Here is a 20,778-nt window from a genome sequence, read left to right on the forward strand (position 1 = left end):
GAAATAACAAATGTCGAATAGATTAATCAATATACTTGTCCCTGTTATTTCTGTAATTCTTGGCTTACTTGTTGGAGCCGTAATTATGTTGGTTAGTGGCTATGACCCTATTGCTGGGTATGCAGCTCTTTGGGAAGGTATTTTTGGAGACGCGTATAGATTAGGAGAAACGGTCCGTCAGATTACTCCGTACATACTAGCTGGTCTTGCGGTAGCATTCGCATTCCGTACCGGTCTATTTAATATAGGGGTAGAGGGTCAGTTAATTGTTGGGTGGTTTGCAGCTGCATATGTAGGAATTGCATTTGATCTTCCAATGTATATTCACCTACCATTAGCAATAATTGCAGCAGCGGTAGCGGGTGGACTTTGGGCTTTCATTCCTGGTCTGCTTAAAGCTAAATTACAGGTGCACGAAGTAATTGTAACGATAATGATGAACTACATTGCTTTACATATAACAAATGCTTTAATCAAGTCTTTAGCTGATGGCGGTGACACGACAGAAAGAATTCATCCATCCGCATCTTTACAATCAGCATTCTTTGAAAGTATTACAGATTATTCCCGTTTGCATTATGGAATTTTCATCGCATTAGCGATGGTTCTAGTTATGTGGTTTATACTTGAAAAAACGACACTTGGATATGAATTAAAGGCAGTAGGATTTAATAAGCATGCTTCAGAGTATGCAGGTATGAATGTTAGTAAGAACATTATTCTTTCCATGGTTATCTCAGGTGCTTTTGCAGGTTTAGCTGGGGCTGTGGAAGCACTAGGTACTTTTCAAAATGTCAGCATGAAGAGTGCTTTTACAGGAATTGGGTTTGATGGTATTGCTGTAGCATTACTAGGTGCTAATACGCCGCTTGGAGTAATATTTGGTGCTACATTATTTGGTTCCTTAAAGTATGGGGCTTCAAACATGCCTAATGCTGCAGGCGTTCCAATAGAGATTGTATCAATTGTAATTGGTATTATCATTTTCTTTGTGGCTTCAGGATATATTATTCGCTACTTCCTTGAAAAGGCAAACAAGAAAAAGGAGGCGAAATAATATGAGCTTTTTAGAAGTCTTATATTTCATAGTTCCCGCTGCCATATTCTACGCTGCTCCACTAGTATTTACTGCAATTGGTGGAGTGTTCTCCGAACGTTCTGGTGTAGTAAACATTGGGCTAGAAGGACTCATGGTGATGGGTGCTTTTGTCGGGATTGTTTTCAACCTTACATTTGTGGATACATTTGGGGCTTCTACCCCATTCGTAGCGCTTATCGCAGCAATGCTAGTTTCAGGGTTATTCTCTGTAATGCATGCGGTTGCCTCTATTTCCTTCAGAGCGGATCAAACCATCTCTGGGGTTGCGATTAACATGCTTGGTATAGCAATAGCGTTATTCTCTGTAAAAATGATTTACGGTAAAGGGCAAACAGATTATATTCAAGAGCGTTTTATTCGCTTTGATATTCCATTCTTAGAGAACATTCCATTCCTTGGGCCGATGCTATTTAAGGATGTATACTGGACATCCATTTTAGCCTTCGCTGTTGCTATCATTGCTTGGTTTGTTATTTATAAAACACCATTCGGTTTACGCCTTCGTGCGGTTGGGGAACACCCAATGGCAGCAGATACAATGGGTGTCAATGTCACAAAAATGCGCTATATAGCAGTAATACTTTCTGGTATGCTTGCAGGTATCGGTGGTGCAGCTTATTCTCAGGCTATTTCAGCAGAATTCTCTCACACAACGATCAATGGACAAGGATTCATGGCACTTGCAGCAATGATTTTCGGTAAATGGCATCCACTAGGTGCATTAGGAGCTGCCTTATTCTTTGGATTAGCACAAGCTTTAAGTATTGTAGGCGGACAAATTCCATATATTGAGAAAGTTCCGAGCTACGTATTGTATATCCTTCCATATGCGCTTACGATTTTAGCGGTGGCTGGATTTATTGGAAAAGCTTACGCACCAAAAGCAAGTGGTATTCCTTATATCAAAGGAAAACGTTAATCATATTTGATAATTAGCTAAAAGGGACCGATTCGTTGGTCCCTTTTTATTTGTGCTGATATAATTAGAAGATGTATAGTGAATAGGTATATGTGTAAAACTACGGAAAAAAGGGGGAAGATATATGTTTCAGCAATTCGATTTAGAAGAAGGCGTAAAGCTCTATATACGACCTACTGATCAATTTAAGACGATTAACATTTCTTTTAAGTGGAAGCAATCGCTTCAGGAGGAGAGTGCAGCTATACGAGCAGTGCTAGCCAATGTTTTACAGTACAGCAATGCCAAATATCCTTCCAACGCGGACTTCCGAAAAAAGCTTGATGACCTATATGGGGCGGTACTATATTTTGATACAGCGAAGAAGGGAAGCCACCATATTTTTTCATTGAACGCAGAAACAGTGAATGATGCTTATCTGTCCAATGAAAAAGTGGTCGATGAAGTATTTGATTTACTACATACCGTAATCTTTAACCCTTTACTAGAGGATGGCAAATTTGTCCCTTCCATTGTAAAACGTGAAAAAGAACAGGTTATCGAGAGAATTCAATCGATGTATGATGATAAAACAAGATATGCACAGCAGCGACTATTAGAAAATATTCTTCCCAATCATCCTGCTTCTATCAATGCGAATGGGTCTGTGAAGGCGGTGGAAGCCGTTACGAACGAGCAGCTGGTAGATATGCACCAAAGCTTACTTAACCAGGATGCACTATCCATCTATGTGGTAGGCGATGTGGATGTAGAGGAAATGAAAACGAAAATTAAAGAGCATTTCTCCTTCCCAGGTAGAAAGGTTGATTTAAAACAGGAGACGGAAAGCCCAGAAGGAGCTACACAAAAGGATTTTCTACATGAAAAGCAAGAGATGAAGCAAGGGAAGCTTCATATATCTTACCGTACGCCAGTAACCTTCTATTCAAAAGATTTTCCAATCATGCAGCTGACAAATGGTATTTTAGGTGGCTTTGCCCATTCAAAAATTTTCATGAATGTGCGTGAAAAGGAAAGCATGGCTTATTATGCTTCTAGTAGCTTTTCTTCTCTTTACGGACGAATTTTTGTTATAGCAGGAATTGATGCTTCCCTTCAGGAAAAAGCAGTGAAGCTGATTGACGAGCAGTTAAAGGCGGTTCAGGCAGGAGAAATCTCTGATTTAGAGCTGAATCAAACGAAATCTATGCTGAAAAACCAGCTGAAGGAAGCGTTTGACTCTCCAAGAGCCCAAATTGAGATTTATGACCAATACAAGGAAGTCGACGAAGATTTCTCTGTCGAAGGCTGGTCTGAAAAATGGGCGGATGTAACGAAAGAACAAATTCAAGAGATGGCCTCAACAATTGAAAAAGAATTTGTATATCTTCTATCAGGCAAGGAGGGGTCGGACAATGAATAAAACATATTTTGAACAGCTAGAAGAAACCCTATATCACGAGAAGCTTCCAAACGGTCTGAATGTTTATATTTTGCCTAAAAAAGGATTCTCTAAAACCTATGTGACCTTTACAACAAATTATGGATCTATTGACCGTGAATTTATTCCGCTAGGGAAAGAAGAGCCAGTGACAGTGCCGGACGGGATTGCCCACTTCTTAGAGCATAAAATGTTTGAAAAGGAAGACGGGGATGTGTTCCAGCAGTTCAGTGAAAAAGGGGCATCTGCCAATGCATTTACATCCTTCACGAGAACAGCTTACCTTTTCTCTTCCACTGATAACATTTTGGATAATACGAAAACCCTTTTAGACTTTGTGCAGGAGCCATATTTCACTGAAAAGACGGTGGAAAAGGAAAAGGGAATCATCGGGCAAGAAATCACGATGTATGATGATCAACCAGATTGGCGCTTGTACTTCGGTGCAATTGAGAATATGTACAAAGAGCATCCAGTACGAATCGACATTGCTGGTACGATAGAGTCCATTAGCCACATTACAGCGGAGCATCTGTATGAATGCTATAACACCTTCTATCACCCATCCAATATGGTGCTATTTGTAGTTGGTGCGGTAAATCCTGAACAAATGATGGAGTTTGTGAAAGAAAACCAAGCTTCCAAGGATTTTAAAGAGCCACAGGACATTAAACGATTCTATCCTGAGGAGCAAAGTGGAGTTGCTGAAAGAGAACGTACCTTAAAAATGGATGTTCAAAAAGCTAAAATGATTTATGGGGTCAAATCAAACAATGTGAATATTTCCGGAGATGAAATGCTGCAATATGAGCTTGCAATGCAGGTGGCAATTGAAATGATCTTCGGTAGAACATCTAGCTTCTATCAAGAGGTGTACGAGGCTGGTTTGATTGATGAGTCGTATAGTGCGGACTTTCAAATGGAGAAGGGCTACGGCTTTACCATGATTGGGTCTGATTCTTCTAACCCAGATGAGCTCGCGAAGAAAATTAAAGAAGCGATTAACAAGCATACAGCGGAATGGCATTTTACAGAAGCAGATTTAAAGCGAATCACTCGCCGTAAAATCGGTCATTTCCTAAGAGCGCTTAATTCCATTGAATATATTGCAAATCAGTTCACTCGTTACTCGTTTAATCAAATGAATTTATTCGACGTAGTGCCTGCCCTTGAAAAGCTGACAATGGAGCAAGTAAAAAATGCCTTTGAACCTTTTAAAGAGGAAGAAACGCATACCATCTTTAAAATAGTTCCGTCGAAATCCGATGACAAATAAATTTGCACTAGTAATGGGCGCATCAGGGGAGATAGGACTTGCTACAAGTACTACACTTGCCGAAGCAGGCTGGTCTCTCTACCTGCATTACTCCAGTAATGAGGAGCGTATTACGGAGCTGGTCTTTACGCTCCAAACCACGTATCCAGATCAAGAATTTATCCCTGTCCAAGCAGATCTGTTAGATGCAGCTTCTGTCGAAAGATTGGCCAGCTCTCTTTTCTCTGTGCGTTCTGTTATATTTGCCCAGGGACAAAGCCTATACAAAAGCTTAGAGGAAACGACGGCAGACGAAATTCGTTCCCTATTCCAAGTCCATGTTGAGCATCCGATGCTGTTAATTGCCAAGCTATCCTCCAAGCTTCGCAAACAAGAGCATAGCTCCATCATCTTTGTAGGCTCTATCTGGGGAGAAACCGGAGCCTCCTATGAGGTTGCCTATTCTGCAGCTAAAGGCGCACAGCATGCTTTTGTAAAGGCATATGCCAAGGAAACGGCATTGGAAAATACAACGGTGAATGTCGTGGCCCCTGGTTTTATTGACACAAAGATGAATGCGCATATAGATGAAGAATCACGTCAGCTATTGTTAGAGGAGATACCGGCTGGAAAGTTTGGTACTCCCCAAGACGTAGCAGATATGATTGCCTTCCTAGTGAGCGAAAAAGCAAGCTATATCACCGGGCAAATAATCCGAGTGAACGGCGGCTGGTATATGTAATAGTGAAGGATTCAACCTGATTATTGGGTTGAATCCTTTTTTAGAGAGGCAAGCTTTTGAAGGGGAAGAGTGGGTTGGATGATAAACGTGAGTAATCTGCTGAGTTATAATTACTATTTGTTAAAGGGAGGGGTTTGATTATTTACCATTATATTCCGTTTTGTAACTAAAACTGCTATTAGCGCAACTAAAATGGTGGGAAGTGCAACTGAACTGACGGAAATAGCAAATAAATCAGGAGAAAGTGCAACTAAATTTTAAGGGACGATATGTTAAAAAGGAATCGACCTCAACTAGGGAGACTTCAGCTTGACAATCGCAAGTAACATGGGGAGCATCGTAAGTAAAGGGTAGCTCATCGCAAGAAAAGTCAGCCGGCGCGCAAGTAAACTATGACGAACCGCAAGTAACACAGCCACAACCACACGTATTACCATTTATCTCCCAATCAACCGAACTTTTTGATTCTTTCCTACTAATTCCATACAACTTCAGAAGCCGCCAATCTTTTATTTTTATCTATATTTTTGTCTATCATTAACAAATTAGGGTATAAAAAACTTGAATGCTCAACTGCATGGCCAGTAATACCAGTAATCTGGCGCTGCTGCTTACATGATATCCTGTAGTTATTTGTGCTAGGTGTCGATGCCAACCCGTATTTTGGTAACTAAATCTAAAATTGTCTAAAACGTAGGATAGAAAAACTGAGTAGGGTTGCAGTATAATAGATAATCTCTCTGTCTTTTCTTTTTTCCTTTTATTTGAACAAAAAATCATATATGATAGAACTAATCAGACTAGGTTAACGTCTCTAAGTAGGGAGGAAACATCATGGCTTATGAATGGTTTTTTGAATACGAGATTCAAATAAATCGTCCTGGACTTTTAGGGGACATTTCTTCTCTTCTTGGAATGCTTCGTGTTAATATTGTCACCATTAATGGTGTGGATGAAGGACGAAGGGGTATGCTAATAAAGTCCGAAAAGAAAGAAAGCATCGAGCGCTTTGAACATATCATTTCTACAATGGAAACCATCCACTTAACCAAGTTTAGAGAGCCTAAGCTTCGTGATCGGTTGGCGGTTCGACATGGGCGATACATACAACGAGATGCAGACGACAAAAAAACGTTTCGTTTCGTTCGAGACGAGCTTGGGCTTTTGGTAGACTTCATGGCAGAGATTTTTAAAAAGGACGGGCATAGGTTAATCGGTATTCGAGGGATGCCTAGGGTAGGTAAAACGGAGTCGGTAGTAGCAGCTAGCGTATGCGCCAATAAAAAATGGATTTTCCTATCCTCTACTATGATCAAACAGACCATTAGAAGTCAGCTGGCTGGAGATGAATTTAGTGATCGCAATATCTTCATTCTAGATGGAATTGTAACAAGGAAATCGAATGATGAGAAGCACTTGCAGCTAGTACGTGAAATGATGAGAATGCCTACCATTAAGGTAGTGGAGCATCCCGATATGTTTGTTCAGCACTCTGAGTATTCTATCGATGATTTTGATTATATTATTGAGCTTCGCCATACTCCAGATGAGGAAATCACTTATGAAATGCTTGAGAAAAATCATGGCATGTCTAATAGAGGGATGAATGATTTTGGAGGATTCGGAGGCTTTAATTTTTAACGGGTAGGTGTTTTAATTGACAGAACTTGGCGCTCGCTTGAAGGAAGCGAGATTGGCAAAAGGATATAGTATTGATGACCTTCAAGAAATAACAAAAATCCAAAAAAGATATCTGGCAAGTATCGAAGAAGGTAATTATGCTACTATGCCAGGATCTTTCTATGTTCGTGCATTTATTAAGCAATATGCAGAAGCGGTAGGACTGAATGGCGATGAGCTATTGGAAACTTATCGCTCAGAGGTTCCTTCTCCATCAAACGAAGAGGTGACGAAAAATATTCCTGTCACTCCTTCTAGAAGAACGCTTGGCAGAAGGTCTTCAGGTAGATTTATGGAAATCTTCCCAATGGTAATAGTCGCTTTGTTCATCATCGCTATCATAGTCATTGTTTGGACGCTTAAACAGAGTGCTCCACAAGATGATAGTGATGTGGTAGAGAACGACCCAGCACTTACGTATCAAACAAATAATCCTCCTCCTTCTTCTACACCGGTTGAACAAGAACAACCAGACGAGGAAGAGCCTGTTGAGCAAGAAGAGCCAGTGGAAGAGGAGCCTGTCCAAGAACAGGCGATGACTATGGTGAACACAGAGGGAGTTACAACTACTTATCAAATTACTGGGGCCGATACTTATCAATTGAAGGTAGACGCGAAAGACCGTACATGGTTAACGCTGCGAGACCAAGCTGGTAATTCCTTATACGATGCAGCTGTGGAAGCGGGCTCTTCTTATGAGCTAGACGTAAGCCAATACACAGAGATTACTGTTAGGGTTGGTTATGTGCCAGGTAGCAGCGTATATATTAATGATGAGCTAGTTGAATTTCCAACTGAAAGAACACCACAAAACTTAGTAATACAGTTCAACAAATAGTCATCGATTAGATGGCTATTTTGTTTGAAAATGAAGGGAGCTTTACTGAAATGAATATGAACATTCCAAACCAAATTTCGTTGTTTCGTATATTTTTAATTCCAATCTTTATGATTTTTATGCTGGTGGACTTCAACTGGGGAGATGTTTCCTTCCTAGGCGCTACAATTCCGGTTGGGCACTTAATCGGAGCCATCATTTTCATTATTGCTTCGATTACCGATTTTATCGATGGCTACTACGCAAGAAAGCATAACTTAGTAACAAACATGGGAAAATTTTTAGATCCACTTGCCGATAAGCTACTAGTTTCTGCGGCATTAATTATTTTAGTCCAGTTTGGAATGGCTCCAGCTTGGGTAGTAATACTTATTATCAGCAGAGAGTTTGCTGTAACCGGATTACGCCTTATTTTAGCGGGCGGTGGTGAAGTTGTAGCGGCAAACCAACTAGGGAAAATTAAAATGTGGACCCAAATAATTGCAATCTCTTCTTTATTACTAGGGAATGTATTCTTCGAGATGTTTGGAATTCCATTTGACATGATCATGCTATATGTTTGCCTCTTCTTCACTCTATGGTCTGGTTTTGATTATTTCTATATCAATCGAAGAGTATTACTAGACTCTAAGTAGGAAGGAAGTTTTTAATGAAAGCAGAAATACTGGCAGTTGGCTCGGAACTGTTACTCGGGCAAATCGCAAACACAAATGCGCGCTTCATCTCCTCGCATTTAGCAGAGTTAGGTATCGATGTTTTCTATCACACTGCTGTTGGAGATAATCCTCAGCGTTTATTAGAGGCGATTAAAATCGCAGAGGATCGTGCAGATCTGTTAATTTTTTCAGGTGGTTTAGGTCCCACAAAGGACGATTTAACGAAAGAAACCATTGCAAAGCACTTGAACAGGGAGCTGGTGCTCGACCAAAACGCCATTCGTTATATCGAAGATTTTTTTAAGCGTGCTGGCCGAGAGATGACCGAGAACAACAAGAAACAGGCTCTTGTATTTGAAGGCTCGACAGTACTGGAGAATAAGCATGGGATGGCACCTGGTATGCTAGTTTCTACCGATTCTCATACATACCTCTTGCTTCCTGGACCTCCTAGTGAACTAGAACCAATGTTTCAATTTGAGGCAAAACCATTATTACCAAAGCTTCTAGGTGATGAAGAGACGATTATTTTATCACACGTGATGCGATTCTATGGAATTGGAGAAGCGGAACTTGAAACGAAGGTTCAGGATTTATTGGACAATCAAACGAATCCTACCATTGCTCCACTGGCATCCGACGGTGAGGTGACGCTCCGACTGACAGCGAAAAGCCGCTCGGAGGAGGAAGCATGGAAGCTGATTGAGCAGCTTCAAGGAGAAATCCTCAACAGAGTAGGAAAATATGTATATGGCTACAATAACGAGTCCTTGGCTTCTAAGCTAAGAGATTTGTTAATTGAAAATGAATTAACTATTTCCGCTGCCGAAAGCATGACGGCTGGTCTTTTCCAATCGGAGCTTGCTTCCGTTCCTGGAATGGGAGTAGCCTTAAGCGGTGGGATGATTACTTATACAGAAGAAGTAAAAATAAACCAGCTTGGTGTCAAGGCAGAAACAATTGAACAGTTTAGTGTCGTTTCCAGCGAGGTTGCGGAGGAAATGGCTTCTTGCGTAAAAGAAGTATTTAAGACAGATATCGGTGTCGGGATAACCGGTGCTGCTGGACCAGATGGCCATGGTGACCAGCCGGCAGGAACCGTGTGGATAGGGATAGCGTTCAAAGAAAAGCTACTATCCTATAAGCTTAACCTTTCGGGAATGCGCAATACAAACAGGCTGAGAACAGTAAAATTCACCATACAATACCTCATTCGGCTATTGCGTGAAGAAGGATTATGACAAAAGTTATTTTTTAACGAAAAACGGCTCAGAATTCCATTTTGGGTCGTTTTTTGCACACACAATAGTATTGTCGAGAAAAATAAACGAATAAACGTTCGCTTTTTTCTTGAATATTTCTCAGAAACCGAGTATACTAAAGTTAGTAAAAAAAATGATAGTTTCTAGGAGGAAATACATTTGGCTAATGATCGCAAAGCAGCGTTAGAAATGGCTTTAAAACAAATAGAGAAACAGTTTGGGAAAGGTTCTGTTATGAAGCTTGGAGAAAAAACAGATCGTGAAATCTCCACTTCCTCCAGTGGTTCTCTTGCGTTAGATGCAGCACTAGGTATAGGCGGCTATCCACGTGGTCGTATTATTGAAATATATGGTCCTGAAAGCTCAGGTAAAACAACGGTAGCACTTCATGCAATAGCCGAGATACAAAAAACAGGCGGACAAGCTGCATTTATCGATGCAGAGCATGCGCTTGACCCTGTCTATGCACAAAAATTAGGTGTAAATATTGACGAATTACTTTTATCTCAACCAGATACAGGAGAGCAAGCCCTTGAGATTGCTGAAGCGCTTGTTCGTAGTGGTGCTGTTGAGATTATCGTTATTGACTCAGTAGCAGCGTTAGTACCAAAAGCAGAAATTGAAGGAGAAATGGGAGACTCTCATATCGGGCTTCAAGCACGTTTGATGTCTCAGGCGCTACGTAAGCTTTCAGGTGTCATCCATAAATCTAATACAATTGCTATCTTTATCAACCAAATTCGTGAAAAGGTAGGGGTAATGTTCGGAAACCCTGAGGTTACACCAGGAGGTCGTGCCCTAAAGTTCTATAGCTCTGTTCGACTAGAGGTAAGACGTGCGGAAGCTATTAAGCAAGGTACAGACATTATTGGTAACAAAACAAAGATCAAGATTGTGAAAAACAAGGTTGCTCCGCCATTCAAGACAGCAGAAGTGGATATTATGTACGGAGAAGGTATCTCACAAGAGGGCGAAATCGTCGATATGGCCTCTGATTTTGATATTATCCAAAAAAGCGGTTCTTGGTATGCGTATAATGAAGAGCGTATTGGTCAAGGACGTGAAAACGCGAAGCAGTTCTTAAAAGAAAATCCATCTATTAAGAACGAAATTGCAACTAAAATTCGTGAATCTCTTGGAATGGCAGCTGGTTCCTTTACAATTGCTGCACACGAAGAGGAAGACGAAGAGGAATTTGAGCTACTTCTTGATGATAAATAATAGTTTGCTTCGATTATGAAGTTTAGTAGGATATTGGTACGAAAGGTGAAAGACTAGAACGGAATTCAATTTCCGTTGTATGGTAAAAATCTGTATAAACGGGTTCTTCACCATAAGTTAGGGATGACTTATAAAAGAAAAAGTTGATTGAAGTGTCGGCTGGCGACTCCTAGGGGATAAAGCGCGTGCGGAAAATCCAATTGTTTCGGAAGCATCCGAAACAATTTAGTTGGAGCCGCGCCCCCAGGAAAGCGTCCAGCCAAAACGGAGATCAACCATATCTTATAGGGAAGAACCGAATAACAGGAAGGTCTCTCATATTTTGGGAGACCTTTTTCTTTTCCTAATTTGATAGAATAGCTATAGATACCTTATCTAGCAGGAAATTACGGAGTATAAATCTTTTATTGTCGGAAAGAATATTCTTCTCGATTCCTTGACAGAGTATTTCTACATCTATACAATTAAAATTGTATAATTTCTTTTATTGAATGAATAAAACGCTGTACAAAAATGCATTAGCATTGCATGTATGTACCGACTGAAACTTAAATAGCAATAGGGGGTGTTCGAATGACTGATATTATCATTCCCGCTTTGCTTGGACTTCTTGTCGGTGCCGTTGTTGGTTCTTTTGTTGGTTATTTATATCTGAAAAAAGTGAACGATTCAAAAGTGACTGGTGCAAAACAAACCTCTGCACTTATCTTGGAAGACGCAAAGCGTGAAGCAGAGGCATTGAAAAAAGAAGCACTATTAGAAGCCAAAGATGAAACTCACCAATTACGAATGGAAGCTGAATCTGACATCCGTGAACGCCGTATGGAACTGCAAAAACAGGAAAATCGGTTATTACAAAGAGAAGAGAATCTTGATCGTAAGGATGATGCTCTAAACAAGAGAGAAATAAGCCTTGAGCGTAAAGATGATGCTCTAACGCAAAGACAACAGCATATCGAACAGAAGGAAAGCGAAGTGGACGAATTACTTGGCAAGCAGCAGAGCGAGCTTCAACGTATTTCCACACTTACTCGTGAAGAGGCAAGAAACATCATTCTTCAAGAGGTGGAAAATGAACTTGCAACAGACATTGCTGTGATGACGAAGGAATCCGAAACAAGAGCAAAAGAAGAAGCTGATAAGAAAGCTAGAGAAATTCTGTCACTTGCATTACAACGCTTTGCAGCGGATCATGTGGCAGAGACAACCGTTTCTGTTGTTAACTTACCAAACGATGAGATGAAGGGACGAATTATCGGCCGTGAGGGACGTAATATTCGTACGCTAGAAACATTGACTGGTATTGATTTAATCATTGATGACACACCGGAAGCTGTTATTCTATCAGGATTTGATCCAATCAGGAGAGAAACTGCCCGCCTGGCACTGGAAAAATTAGTACAGGACGGACGTATTCACCCTGCACGTATCGAAGAAATGGTTGAAAAGTCTAGAAGAGAAGTGGATGAGCAAATCCGTGAAATCGGTGAGCAAACGACGTTTGACATCGGTATTCACAATTTACATCCAGACCTCATTAAAATTCTAGGACGTCTACGCTATCGTACAAGCTATGGACAAAACGTATTAAAGCATTCTACCGAGGTAGCATATTTAGCAGGACTGCTAGCTGCTGAGTTAGGAGAGGATGTAACACTTGCAAGACGAGCTGGCTTACTTCATGATATTGGGAAAGCAATAGACCATGAAGTAGAAGGAAGCCACGTGGAAATTGGTGTAGAGCTTGCTACAAAGTATAAAGAACATCCAGTGGTTATTAATAGTATTGCCTCCCACCACGGAGATACAGAGGCTACCTCTGTTATTGCCGTATTAGTTGCAGCAGCTGATGCATTATCAGCAGCAAGACCGGGAGCAAGAAGTGAAACACTGGAGAACTATATTCGTCGTTTGGAAAAGCTAGAGGAAATTTCAGAATCCTATGATGGAGTAGAAAAATCCTTCGCTATTCAAGCTGGTAGAGAGATTCGTATTATGGTACGTCCAGACCAAATTGATGATTTAACAGCCCATCGTTTGGCAAGAGATATCCGTAAGCGTATCGAAGAAGAGCTCGATTATCCAGGTCACATCAAGGTTACAGTAATCAGAGAAACTAGAGCGGTAGAATACGCAAAATAATAAAAAATAATTACTCATTTATACAATCTGTTTTGATTGAATGGCTTCGTAAAAGAAGCCTTTTTTTTGTGAAAGGGCGTTTGAAAACATGAAAATATTATTTATTGGTGACATAGTAGGCTCGATCGGGAGAGATACGCTAGAGAGCTACTTGCCAAGACTGAAAAGAAAGTACCAGCCAGATGTAGTGATTGCAAATGGAGAAAATGCAGCTGCGGGTCGTGGGATTACCAAAAATATCTTCAACTCTCTGCTTCACATGGGAGTGGATGTCGTAACAATGGGAAATCATACATGGGACCAAAAAGAAATCATGGACTTTATTGATGATACGGATTATTTAATCCGACCAGCCAACTTCTCTCCAGAAGCACCCGGAAAAGGAATGACCACTATCACCAAAAATGGTCATACGATTTCTGTCATCAATATGCATGGTAGAACCTTTCTACCTCCCTTTGATGATCCTTTTCAAAAGGCTACAGAGCTTGTAGAGGAAGCGAAGAAGGTGTCTCCTATCATTTTCGTTGATTTTCACGCGGAAGCGACCAGTGAAAAAATTGCCTTTGGCTGGCACTTAGATGGGGAAGTATCGGTCGTTGTAGGGACACATACACATGTGCAGACTGCTGATTCTCGTATCCTTCCAAAGGGAACGGCTTATATCACAGATGTAGGGATGACAGGTCCATATGATGGCGTCCTAGGAATGAAAAAAGAGGATGTCCTCTATCGCTTTCAAACGAATATGCCAACACGCTTTGAGGTTCCGAAGAGTGGGAGAGAGGTCCTTAGCGGCTTCTTCGTAGAGGTGGACAATCAAACAGGCAAGGCTATTCACCAAGAGCGTATTTATATTAATGAAGATTATCCGTTTCAGGGATAGAAAAGTCTAAATAATGGTTCTCCTGCATAAGTTAGGTTATGAACAAATGCAAGTTCATAAATATAGCGATAAAAGGAGAAATGATAGTGGATTCTTTAAAAGTATCTTCTCGTTCAAACCCCAATTCCGTTGCGGGTGCACTAGTAGCAGTAATCAGAGATCAAGGATATGCAGAAATGCAGGCAGTAGGAGCTGGTGCTTTAAATCAGGCGATTAAAGCAATTGCGATTGCAAGAGGCTTTGTCGCACCTAGTGGTACAGACTTAACATGCTCTCCAGCATTCACCGATATTATTATCTCTGGTGAAGATAGAACGGCTTTAAAGCTTTTAGTAGAAAAGAAAACAAAATAAACTAGAAATCTGACCAGGGTTTTATTACTATGAATAAGCTCTTAAGTCGCTACTAACACTAGTAGCGACTTCTTGTTGTGTCGAATTCTGAAGGAATTGTGACGCCAGGTTTCCGTCAAAGGTCTGATTTTCTAGAAATATATAGGGAATACATAGTGAATCCCACCACTTCGTGATAAACTTATGAAGGGAAAAAGCATTTAACCAGAAGGTAAGGAGATGTTTATATGTTGCAACAGCTTTCTTGGAAAGTAGGAGGGCAGCAAGGAGAAGGAATTGAAAGTACAGGGGAAATTTTTTCAATGGCGATGAACCGCCTTGGTTATTACCTTTACGGCTATCGACATTTTTCTTCTCGAATAAAGGGTGGCCACACAAACAATAAAATATGTGTAAGACCGACCCAAGTTCGAATCATTCCAGATAACTTAGATATACTTGTAGCGTTCGATCAGGAAACGATTGACGTAAACTATAAAGAGCTTACAGAAAGCAGTATCATCCTAGCGGATGCGAAATTTAATCCAGTTGCACCAGAGGACTGTGTTGCACCTTTATATGCAATACCGTTTACTGAAATAGCAGCTGAGCTAGGCACATCCCTCATGAAAAACATGGTGGCTATTGGTGCAACAGCTGCTTTAATAAACCTAAACAAAGAGGTATTCCAAGACGTGGTGGATGAAATCTTTGGTAAAAAGGGACAAGAGGTAGTAGAAAAAAATATGCAGGCCATTCTAAAGGGCTTTGAAATTATGGCAACTCAGCTTGGCGGCCGCCAAGGGGAGTGGGAGCTAGCTCCTGCAGACGGCAAGAGACGCTTATTCATGATCGGAAACGACGCGATTGCACTAGGTGCACTTGCTGCGGGTTCACGTTTTATGGCTGCATACCCGATTACACCGGCATCGGAAATCATGGAGTACATGATTAAAAAGCTTCCACTAGTTGGGGGAGCTGTAATCCAGACAGAGGATGAGATTGCAGCAGCAACAATGGCAATCGGCTCTAACTATGGTGGAGTACGTGCATTCACTGCATCTGCAGGTCCAGGGCTGTCGTTGATGATGGAAGCAATCGGTCTTTCCGGTATGACGGAGCAGCCGCTTGTTATTATTGACACACAGCGTGGAGGTCCATCCACTGGATTGCCGACAAAGCAAGAGCAATCCGATTTAATGCAGATGATTTACGGTACACATGGGGAAATTCCAAAGGTAGTAATTGCTCCAAGTACTGGAGAGGAAGCTTTCTATGACACAATCCAAGCCTTTAATATCGCGGAGGAGCTTCAGTTGCCGGTAATCATTTTATCTGACCTGCAGCTTTCATTAGGAAAGCAAACAGTGGAGCCTTTTGATTATTCCAAGATAGAAATCCGTCGCGGTCAGCTTGTGATAAATGAAGAGCTTCCGGAAGTAGAGGACAAAGGGTACTTTAAGCGCTACGAGGTAACAGAAAGCGGAGTTTCTCCTCGAGTTCTTCCAGGTATGAAGAATGCCATTCACCATGTAACAGGGGTGGAGCATGACGAAACTGGTAAGCCTTCAGAGGCAGCGACTAATCGTAAAGCACAAATGGACAAGCGTTTCCGTAAATTAAATTACGTGAATTTTGAAGAGCCAGTTTATGTGAACGCACCTCACGAGGAGGCTGACATCCTATTAGTCGGCTTCAACTCCACAAGAGGGGTATTAGAGGAATTACAGCAAATGCTGAACGAGCAGGGAGTAAAAGTGAATCATGCACATGTTCGCCTAATTCACCCATTTCCAGTGGAGGAAATGCAACCACTAGTTGCCAATGCAAAAAAGGTACTCGTGGTGGAAAATAACGCAACAGGTCAGCTTGCAAACATTTTGAAAATGAACGTAGGAGGACATCAAAAAATCCTAAGCGTTCTAAAATACGATGGTACGCCATTCTTACCAATTCAGCTGGCAAACCAAGTAAAGGAGTTGCTGACAGATGGCAACATTTAAAGATTTTCGAAATAACGTCAAACCTAACTGGTGTCCAGGATGCGGTGACTTCTCCGTACAAGCGGCTATTCAACGTGCAGCTGCAAATGTAGGAATCGAGCCGCATGAGCTTGCAGTGATCTCTGGTATCGGCTGTTCTGGTCGTATTTCTGGATACATCCATTCATATGGCTTCCATGGTATTCATGGACGTGCATTGCCGATTGCACAAGGCTTGAAGATGGCCAATAAAGACCTTCACGTCATCGCCTCTGGTGGAGACGGAGACGGCTTTGCTATCGGGCTTGCACATACGATCCATTCGATTCGTCGAAACATCGACCTAACATATGTCGTAATGGACAACCAAATCTATGGCTTAACAAAAGGGCAAACTTCTCCACGCTCTGCAGAAGGCTTCAAAACGAAGTCGACTCCAGGTGGAGCAATTGAGCCATCCCTAAAGCCATTAGAATTGGCACTTACTTCAGGTGCAACCTTCGTAGCGCAAGGCTTCTCGACAGATATCAAGGAGCTTACAGCGATTATCGAAGCAGGCATCAAGCACAAAGGCTTCTCCTTCATCAACGTGTTTAGCCCATGTGTAACATACAACAAAGTAAATACCTACGACTGGTTCAAAGAGCATTTAACAAAGCTATCCGATATCGAAGGCTACGACAATACGAATCGCGAGGAAGCAATGCGTGTAGTAATGGAGAAGGAAGGCCTAGTAACAGGGATTATCTATCAAGATGAAAACGCTCCTTCTTACCAAGAGCAGGTACCAGGCTATGCACCAACGCCACTTGTAGATCAAGATATTAAAATCTCGGAAGAACAATTTGATATTTTAATGAAAGAATTTATGTAAAATAAAACATGGACTGAAGACAAGCTCTGCATAATGTAGAGATGTCTTCAGTCTTTTTTGTATGGTATCATCGCTTCTTAGTAAGGGCTGTATTTCCAGGGTACTACCAATACGTGCGGTTCCAACTGGTCTACTTGCGAAAGTCAATAGCTGGTATCTGGCGGATCATTTCTTATCCACGTTCTGCAGAAGTTTTATCTACTAAATAAACTACAGTAAAATTACTGATATGGTAATAAATACAATTTTATAGTATAGTAAATGGGTAATATTTTTGAAAGCCCTTTACATAAGTTTTCAAGTATAAACAAATTTTATGGTATAACTTCAAGGAGAAAATATGTCTATATTTATAGGGATTATGTGTCTTTTAGCAGGACTAATAAATGTTAAATTTCCTGCATTTATTTGGTTTCTTTCAACAGGCTGGCAATTTTCTAATGCTGAGACAAGTGACGTCGCCTTAGGGATAAATCGAGTGTTAGGTTACTTTCTACTGATAGTTGGGGCTTGCTATATTCTTAGTTACTTTGTTCCTGCAACGTGAGAATAACATAGAGATTTATAAATGAATGAAAGGGAGGAAGACCGTTTTGACAGAACAGCTAGCAATGTTCCAATGTACTACTGTAACAAAAAGCTTTCATCTTGTTGGCACATCGGTTACCGCTAATTTTGCAGCTGACTTTCCAACTGCCTCAATTACCGTTCAGCAGGCATTCGAGAAGCAGATGAGTAGTATTCCCAATGCAATAAGCACTTCCGTACTATTCAGTCCGTATATGTGCAATGATATCGTTGCTACTTATTTTGCTTGTGTAGAAGTGCATGATTTATCACAGGTGCCAAACGACATGATTGGCTTCACCTTACCTAAGATGACTTATGCGAGCATTCAATGTACGGCTGCAACAATTGGCGAAGCATATGGGAGGCTTTATCAGTGGATAGAAGATCAGAATCTAAAGGTGAATCATTTGCAGGCAACCATGCCGATAGAGATTTTTTATCTACAAGAAAATCCATCTGATGAAACAGTCGAAATTCTCATTCCTATTGAAAATGTCTCCGAATAGGAGGCATTTTTGCTTGCAAAAATGAGTTGCATTTCCAGGCTGTTTCCAATACGTGCGGTCTCCGAAAGGATACTTGCACTTAGAATTCAGTTACTTGCGGTAGTAAAAGGCTTACTAGCGCTCGCCCCAAGGTTACGTGCGGTTCCAGCCAGTTTACTAGCGAAAGTCAAGACTGTGTAACCAGTGGACCATTTTTACTCCAATTAAGGAGTCATTTTTCCTCTCCAACCCATCTTCTTTCCCCGCTTTCTAATGGAAAAAACCTCATTATTTGTCCAAATATTTAAATTTAAGCTGAAAACCTTGTGACAGTCCTATGCAATTCAGTATAATAGGATGGATGTGCGTAGTATCGGTAACATAGAAAGGGGAGTTTTTATGAACGAGGAATCACGTTTACAAAGTACTCAAATCAAATCTCCTGTCAAAAAAGAGGAGAAAGATTATAGCAAATATTTTCAATCTGTCTACACTCCTCCTTCCTTAAAGGATGCAAAAAAGCGAGGGAAAGAGGCAGTTGCTTACCATAAAGATTTTTCCATTTCGGATGAGTTTAAAGGAATGGGGCAAAATCGAAAGTTTTTAATTCGTACGTATGGTTGTCAAATGAATGAGCATGACACGGAAGTCATGGCGGGGATTTTCATGCAACTAGGCTATGAACCGACGGACAAAGTAGAAGATGCCAACGTAATCCTTTTAAACACCTGTGCAATTCGTGAAAATGCGGAGAACAAAGTGTTTGGAGAGCTTGGTCATTTGAAGCATCTGCGTCGTGAAAATCCAGACCTTCTAATCGGGGTTTGTGGCTGTATGTCACAAGAAGAATCTGTTGTTAATAAAATATTAAAAACCTACAACCAAGTGGATATGATTTTCGGAACTCATAACATCCACCGCCTACCGAACATCCTAAAAGAGGCTTACCTATCGAAGGAAATGGTCGTGGAGGTTTGGTCGAAGGAAGGGGATGTAATTGAAAACCTTCCAAGAGTTCGTAAAGGGGCTATTAAAGCTTGGGTAAACATCATGTATGGCTGTGACAAGTTCTGTACGTATTGTATCGTTCCGTATACACGTGGGAAAGAGCGTAGCCGTCGTCCAGAGGATATCATTCAAGAGGTACGTCAGCTTGCTGCTCAAGGCTATCAGGAAATCACGTTGCTAGGACAAAATGTTAATGCGTATGGAAAAGACTTTGAGGATATCGATTTCCGTTTCGGTGATTTAATGGACGAGCTACGTAAAATCGATGTAGCAAGAATTCGTTTTATGACAAGTCATCCAAGAGACTTTGATGATCATTTAATCGAAGTACTCGCAAAAGGCGGTAACCTGGTAGAGCATATACATTTACCGGTTCAATCAGGATCATCCGATATTCTAAAAATCATGGCTCGTAAATATACAAGGGAGCAGTTCCTGGAGCTAGTACGAAAGATTAAAGCTGCAATTCCAAACGCTTCTCTATCTACAGACATTATTGTAGGCTTCCCGAATGAAACAGATGAGCAGTTTGAGGAAACGTTATCCCTTTACAAGGAAGTAGGCTTTGAAATTGCCTACACGTACATCTACTCACCACGTGAAGGAACGCCTGCTGCAAAAATGAAGGATAATATTCCAATGGAAGTGAAAAAGGAACGCCTGCAGCGCTTAAATGCTTTAGTAAACGAGATGTCTGCGGAAGCAATGAAGAAGCATGAAGGACAAATTGTAGAAGTACTTGTGGAGGGTGAAAGTAAAAATAACCCGAACGTACTAGCGGGATACACTCGTAAGAGTAAGCTCGTGAATTTTGTTGGACCGAAAGATATTATTGGCAAGCTAGTGCAAGTAAAAATTACCGAAGCCAAAACATGGTCACTGACAGGTGAGCTAGTAGAAGCATCTATCGGTCAAGAGGTGGGAATGTAATGACAACCAAATATACAAAAGACGAGATACTAGAAAAAGCAAGAGAGATTGCTTATATGATTGCACACACAGAAGAGGTGGACTTCTTCAAGCGTGCAGAAGCACAAATAAACGAAAACCAATTTGTCCGTGAAAAAATTGCTAGCCTAAAGAGCTTGCAAAAGCAGGCAGTAAACTTCCAGCATCTTGGAAAAGAAAAGGCGTTAAAAATGATTGAAGGAAAAATTGAAGCAATCGAAGAAGAGATTGACGGTCTTCCAGTTGTTCAAGAGTTCAAGCAATCTCAGGGTGATGTAAACAGCCTACTTCAGATGGTGGCAAACTCCATCTCCAATAACGTGACCAATCATATTATTAAAGACACAGGTGGAGATTTACTAAGAGGAGAAACAGGCTCGAAAGTAAGAAATTCAGCTGGAGATAGCTGTTCTTAATGAATTCATACACATTTGACTAGATTTAGTTAAATGTGTATTT

Annotated in this window: 19 protein-coding genes; all 19 read left to right on the top strand. The window is 40.9% G+C overall.

The window, feature by feature from the left end:
* Positions 1 to 10 precede the first annotated feature (10 nt).
* A complete protein-coding gene (locus tag AC1VU3_RS00965; RefSeq protein WP_480388292.1) occupies positions 11 to 1,057 on the top strand; it encodes an ABC transporter permease in 1,047 nt (348 codons plus the stop codon).
* A gap of 1 nt (position 1,058) precedes the next feature.
* Positions 1,059 to 2,018, top strand: a complete 960-nt coding sequence (locus tag AC1VU3_RS00970) for an ABC transporter permease (protein ID WP_480388293.1) — start codon at positions 1,059 to 1,061, stop codon at positions 2,016 to 2,018.
* A 124-nt stretch (positions 2,019 to 2,142) separates the two neighbouring features.
* Positions 2,143 to 3,420: an EF-P 5-aminopentanol modification-associated protein YfmF gene (gene yfmF, locus AC1VU3_RS00975; protein WP_482982477.1), complete on the top strand. Its 1,278-nt coding sequence runs from the start codon at positions 2,143 to 2,145 to the stop codon at positions 3,418 to 3,420.
* Positions 3,413 to 4,714, top strand: a complete 1,302-nt coding sequence (yfmH, locus tag AC1VU3_RS00980; RefSeq protein ID WP_482982478.1) for an EF-P 5-aminopentanol modification-associated protein YfmH — start codon at positions 3,413 to 3,415, stop codon at positions 4,712 to 4,714. Before yfmF ends, yfmH begins: the two co-directional genes overlap by 8 nt.
* The gene (gene ymfI, locus AC1VU3_RS00985; protein ID WP_480388296.1) at positions 4,704 to 5,435 is read left to right on the top strand and encodes an elongation factor P 5-aminopentanone reductase; all 732 of its coding nucleotides are present in this window, start codon (positions 4,704 to 4,706) and stop codon (positions 5,433 to 5,435) included. The genes yfmH and ymfI overlap by 11 nt, the downstream gene beginning before the upstream one ends.
* An 834-nt stretch (positions 5,436 to 6,269) precedes the next feature.
* The gene (locus AC1VU3_RS00990) at positions 6,270 to 7,076 is read left to right on the top strand and encodes a DUF3388 domain-containing protein (RefSeq protein ID WP_480388297.1); all 807 of its coding nucleotides are present in this window, start codon (positions 6,270 to 6,272) and stop codon (positions 7,074 to 7,076) included.
* Positions 7,077 to 7,092: 16 nt separating this feature from the next.
* Positions 7,093 to 7,953 (top strand): helix-turn-helix domain-containing protein, encoded by an 861-nt coding sequence (locus AC1VU3_RS00995; RefSeq protein ID WP_480388298.1) that lies wholly within the window; start codon positions 7,093 to 7,095, stop codon positions 7,951 to 7,953.
* 56 nt (positions 7,954 to 8,009) lie between these two features.
* Positions 8,010 to 8,588, top strand: coding sequence for a CDP-diacylglycerol--glycerol-3-phosphate 3-phosphatidyltransferase (gene pgsA, locus AC1VU3_RS01000; protein WP_480388418.1), 579 nt, complete (start codon positions 8,010 to 8,012; stop codon positions 8,586 to 8,588).
* A 14-nt stretch (positions 8,589 to 8,602) separates the two neighbouring features.
* A complete protein-coding gene (locus tag AC1VU3_RS01005) occupies positions 8,603 to 9,850 on the top strand; it encodes a competence/damage-inducible protein A (RefSeq protein ID WP_480388299.1) in 1,248 nt (415 codons plus the stop codon).
* Positions 9,851 to 10,030: 180 nt separating this feature from the next.
* Complete coding sequence (gene recA, locus AC1VU3_RS01010) at positions 10,031 to 11,092, top strand: recombinase RecA (protein ID WP_480388300.1); 1,062 nt, start codon at positions 10,031 to 10,033, stop codon at positions 11,090 to 11,092.
* Positions 11,093 to 11,665: 573 nt separating this feature from the next.
* Positions 11,666 to 13,234, top strand: a complete 1,569-nt coding sequence (gene rny, locus AC1VU3_RS01015) for a ribonuclease Y (protein ID WP_480388301.1) — start codon at positions 11,666 to 11,668, stop codon at positions 13,232 to 13,234.
* Positions 13,235 to 13,322: 88 nt separating this feature from the next.
* On the top strand, positions 13,323 to 14,120 hold the full coding sequence (locus AC1VU3_RS01020) for a TIGR00282 family metallophosphoesterase (RefSeq protein ID WP_480388302.1): 798 nt from the start codon (positions 13,323 to 13,325) through the stop codon (positions 14,118 to 14,120).
* Between the two features lie 86 nt (positions 14,121 to 14,206).
* The gene (locus AC1VU3_RS01025) at positions 14,207 to 14,473 is read left to right on the top strand and encodes a stage V sporulation protein S (protein ID WP_480388303.1); all 267 of its coding nucleotides are present in this window, start codon (positions 14,207 to 14,209) and stop codon (positions 14,471 to 14,473) included.
* 227 nt (positions 14,474 to 14,700) lie between these two features.
* A complete protein-coding gene (locus AC1VU3_RS01030) occupies positions 14,701 to 16,455 on the top strand; it encodes a 2-oxoacid:acceptor oxidoreductase subunit alpha (RefSeq protein WP_480388304.1) in 1,755 nt (584 codons plus the stop codon).
* Positions 16,442 to 17,308 (top strand): 2-oxoacid:ferredoxin oxidoreductase subunit beta, encoded by an 867-nt coding sequence (locus tag AC1VU3_RS01035; RefSeq protein WP_480388305.1) that lies wholly within the window; start codon positions 16,442 to 16,444, stop codon positions 17,306 to 17,308. The genes AC1VU3_RS01030 and AC1VU3_RS01035 overlap by 14 nt, the downstream gene beginning before the upstream one ends.
* Before the next feature lie 361 nt (positions 17,309 to 17,669).
* On the top strand, positions 17,670 to 17,855 hold the full coding sequence (locus tag AC1VU3_RS01040; RefSeq protein ID WP_482982634.1) for a DUF6199 family natural product biosynthesis protein: 186 nt from the start codon (positions 17,670 to 17,672) through the stop codon (positions 17,853 to 17,855).
* A gap of 46 nt (positions 17,856 to 17,901) precedes the next feature.
* The gene (locus AC1VU3_RS01045) at positions 17,902 to 18,384 is read left to right on the top strand and encodes a GyrI-like domain-containing protein (RefSeq protein ID WP_480388307.1); all 483 of its coding nucleotides are present in this window, start codon (positions 17,902 to 17,904) and stop codon (positions 18,382 to 18,384) included.
* A gap of 378 nt (positions 18,385 to 18,762) precedes the next feature.
* The gene (miaB, locus tag AC1VU3_RS01050; protein ID WP_480388308.1) at positions 18,763 to 20,301 is read left to right on the top strand and encodes a tRNA (N6-isopentenyl adenosine(37)-C2)-methylthiotransferase MiaB; all 1,539 of its coding nucleotides are present in this window, start codon (positions 18,763 to 18,765) and stop codon (positions 20,299 to 20,301) included.
* The gene (locus AC1VU3_RS01055) at positions 20,301 to 20,735 is read left to right on the top strand and encodes a YlbF/YmcA family competence regulator (protein ID WP_480388309.1); all 435 of its coding nucleotides are present in this window, start codon (positions 20,301 to 20,303) and stop codon (positions 20,733 to 20,735) included. The genes miaB and AC1VU3_RS01055 overlap by 1 nt, the downstream gene beginning before the upstream one ends.
* Positions 20,736 to 20,778 lie beyond the last annotated feature (43 nt).

Source organism: Psychrobacillus sp. Z16_25 (assembly GCF_056856695.1).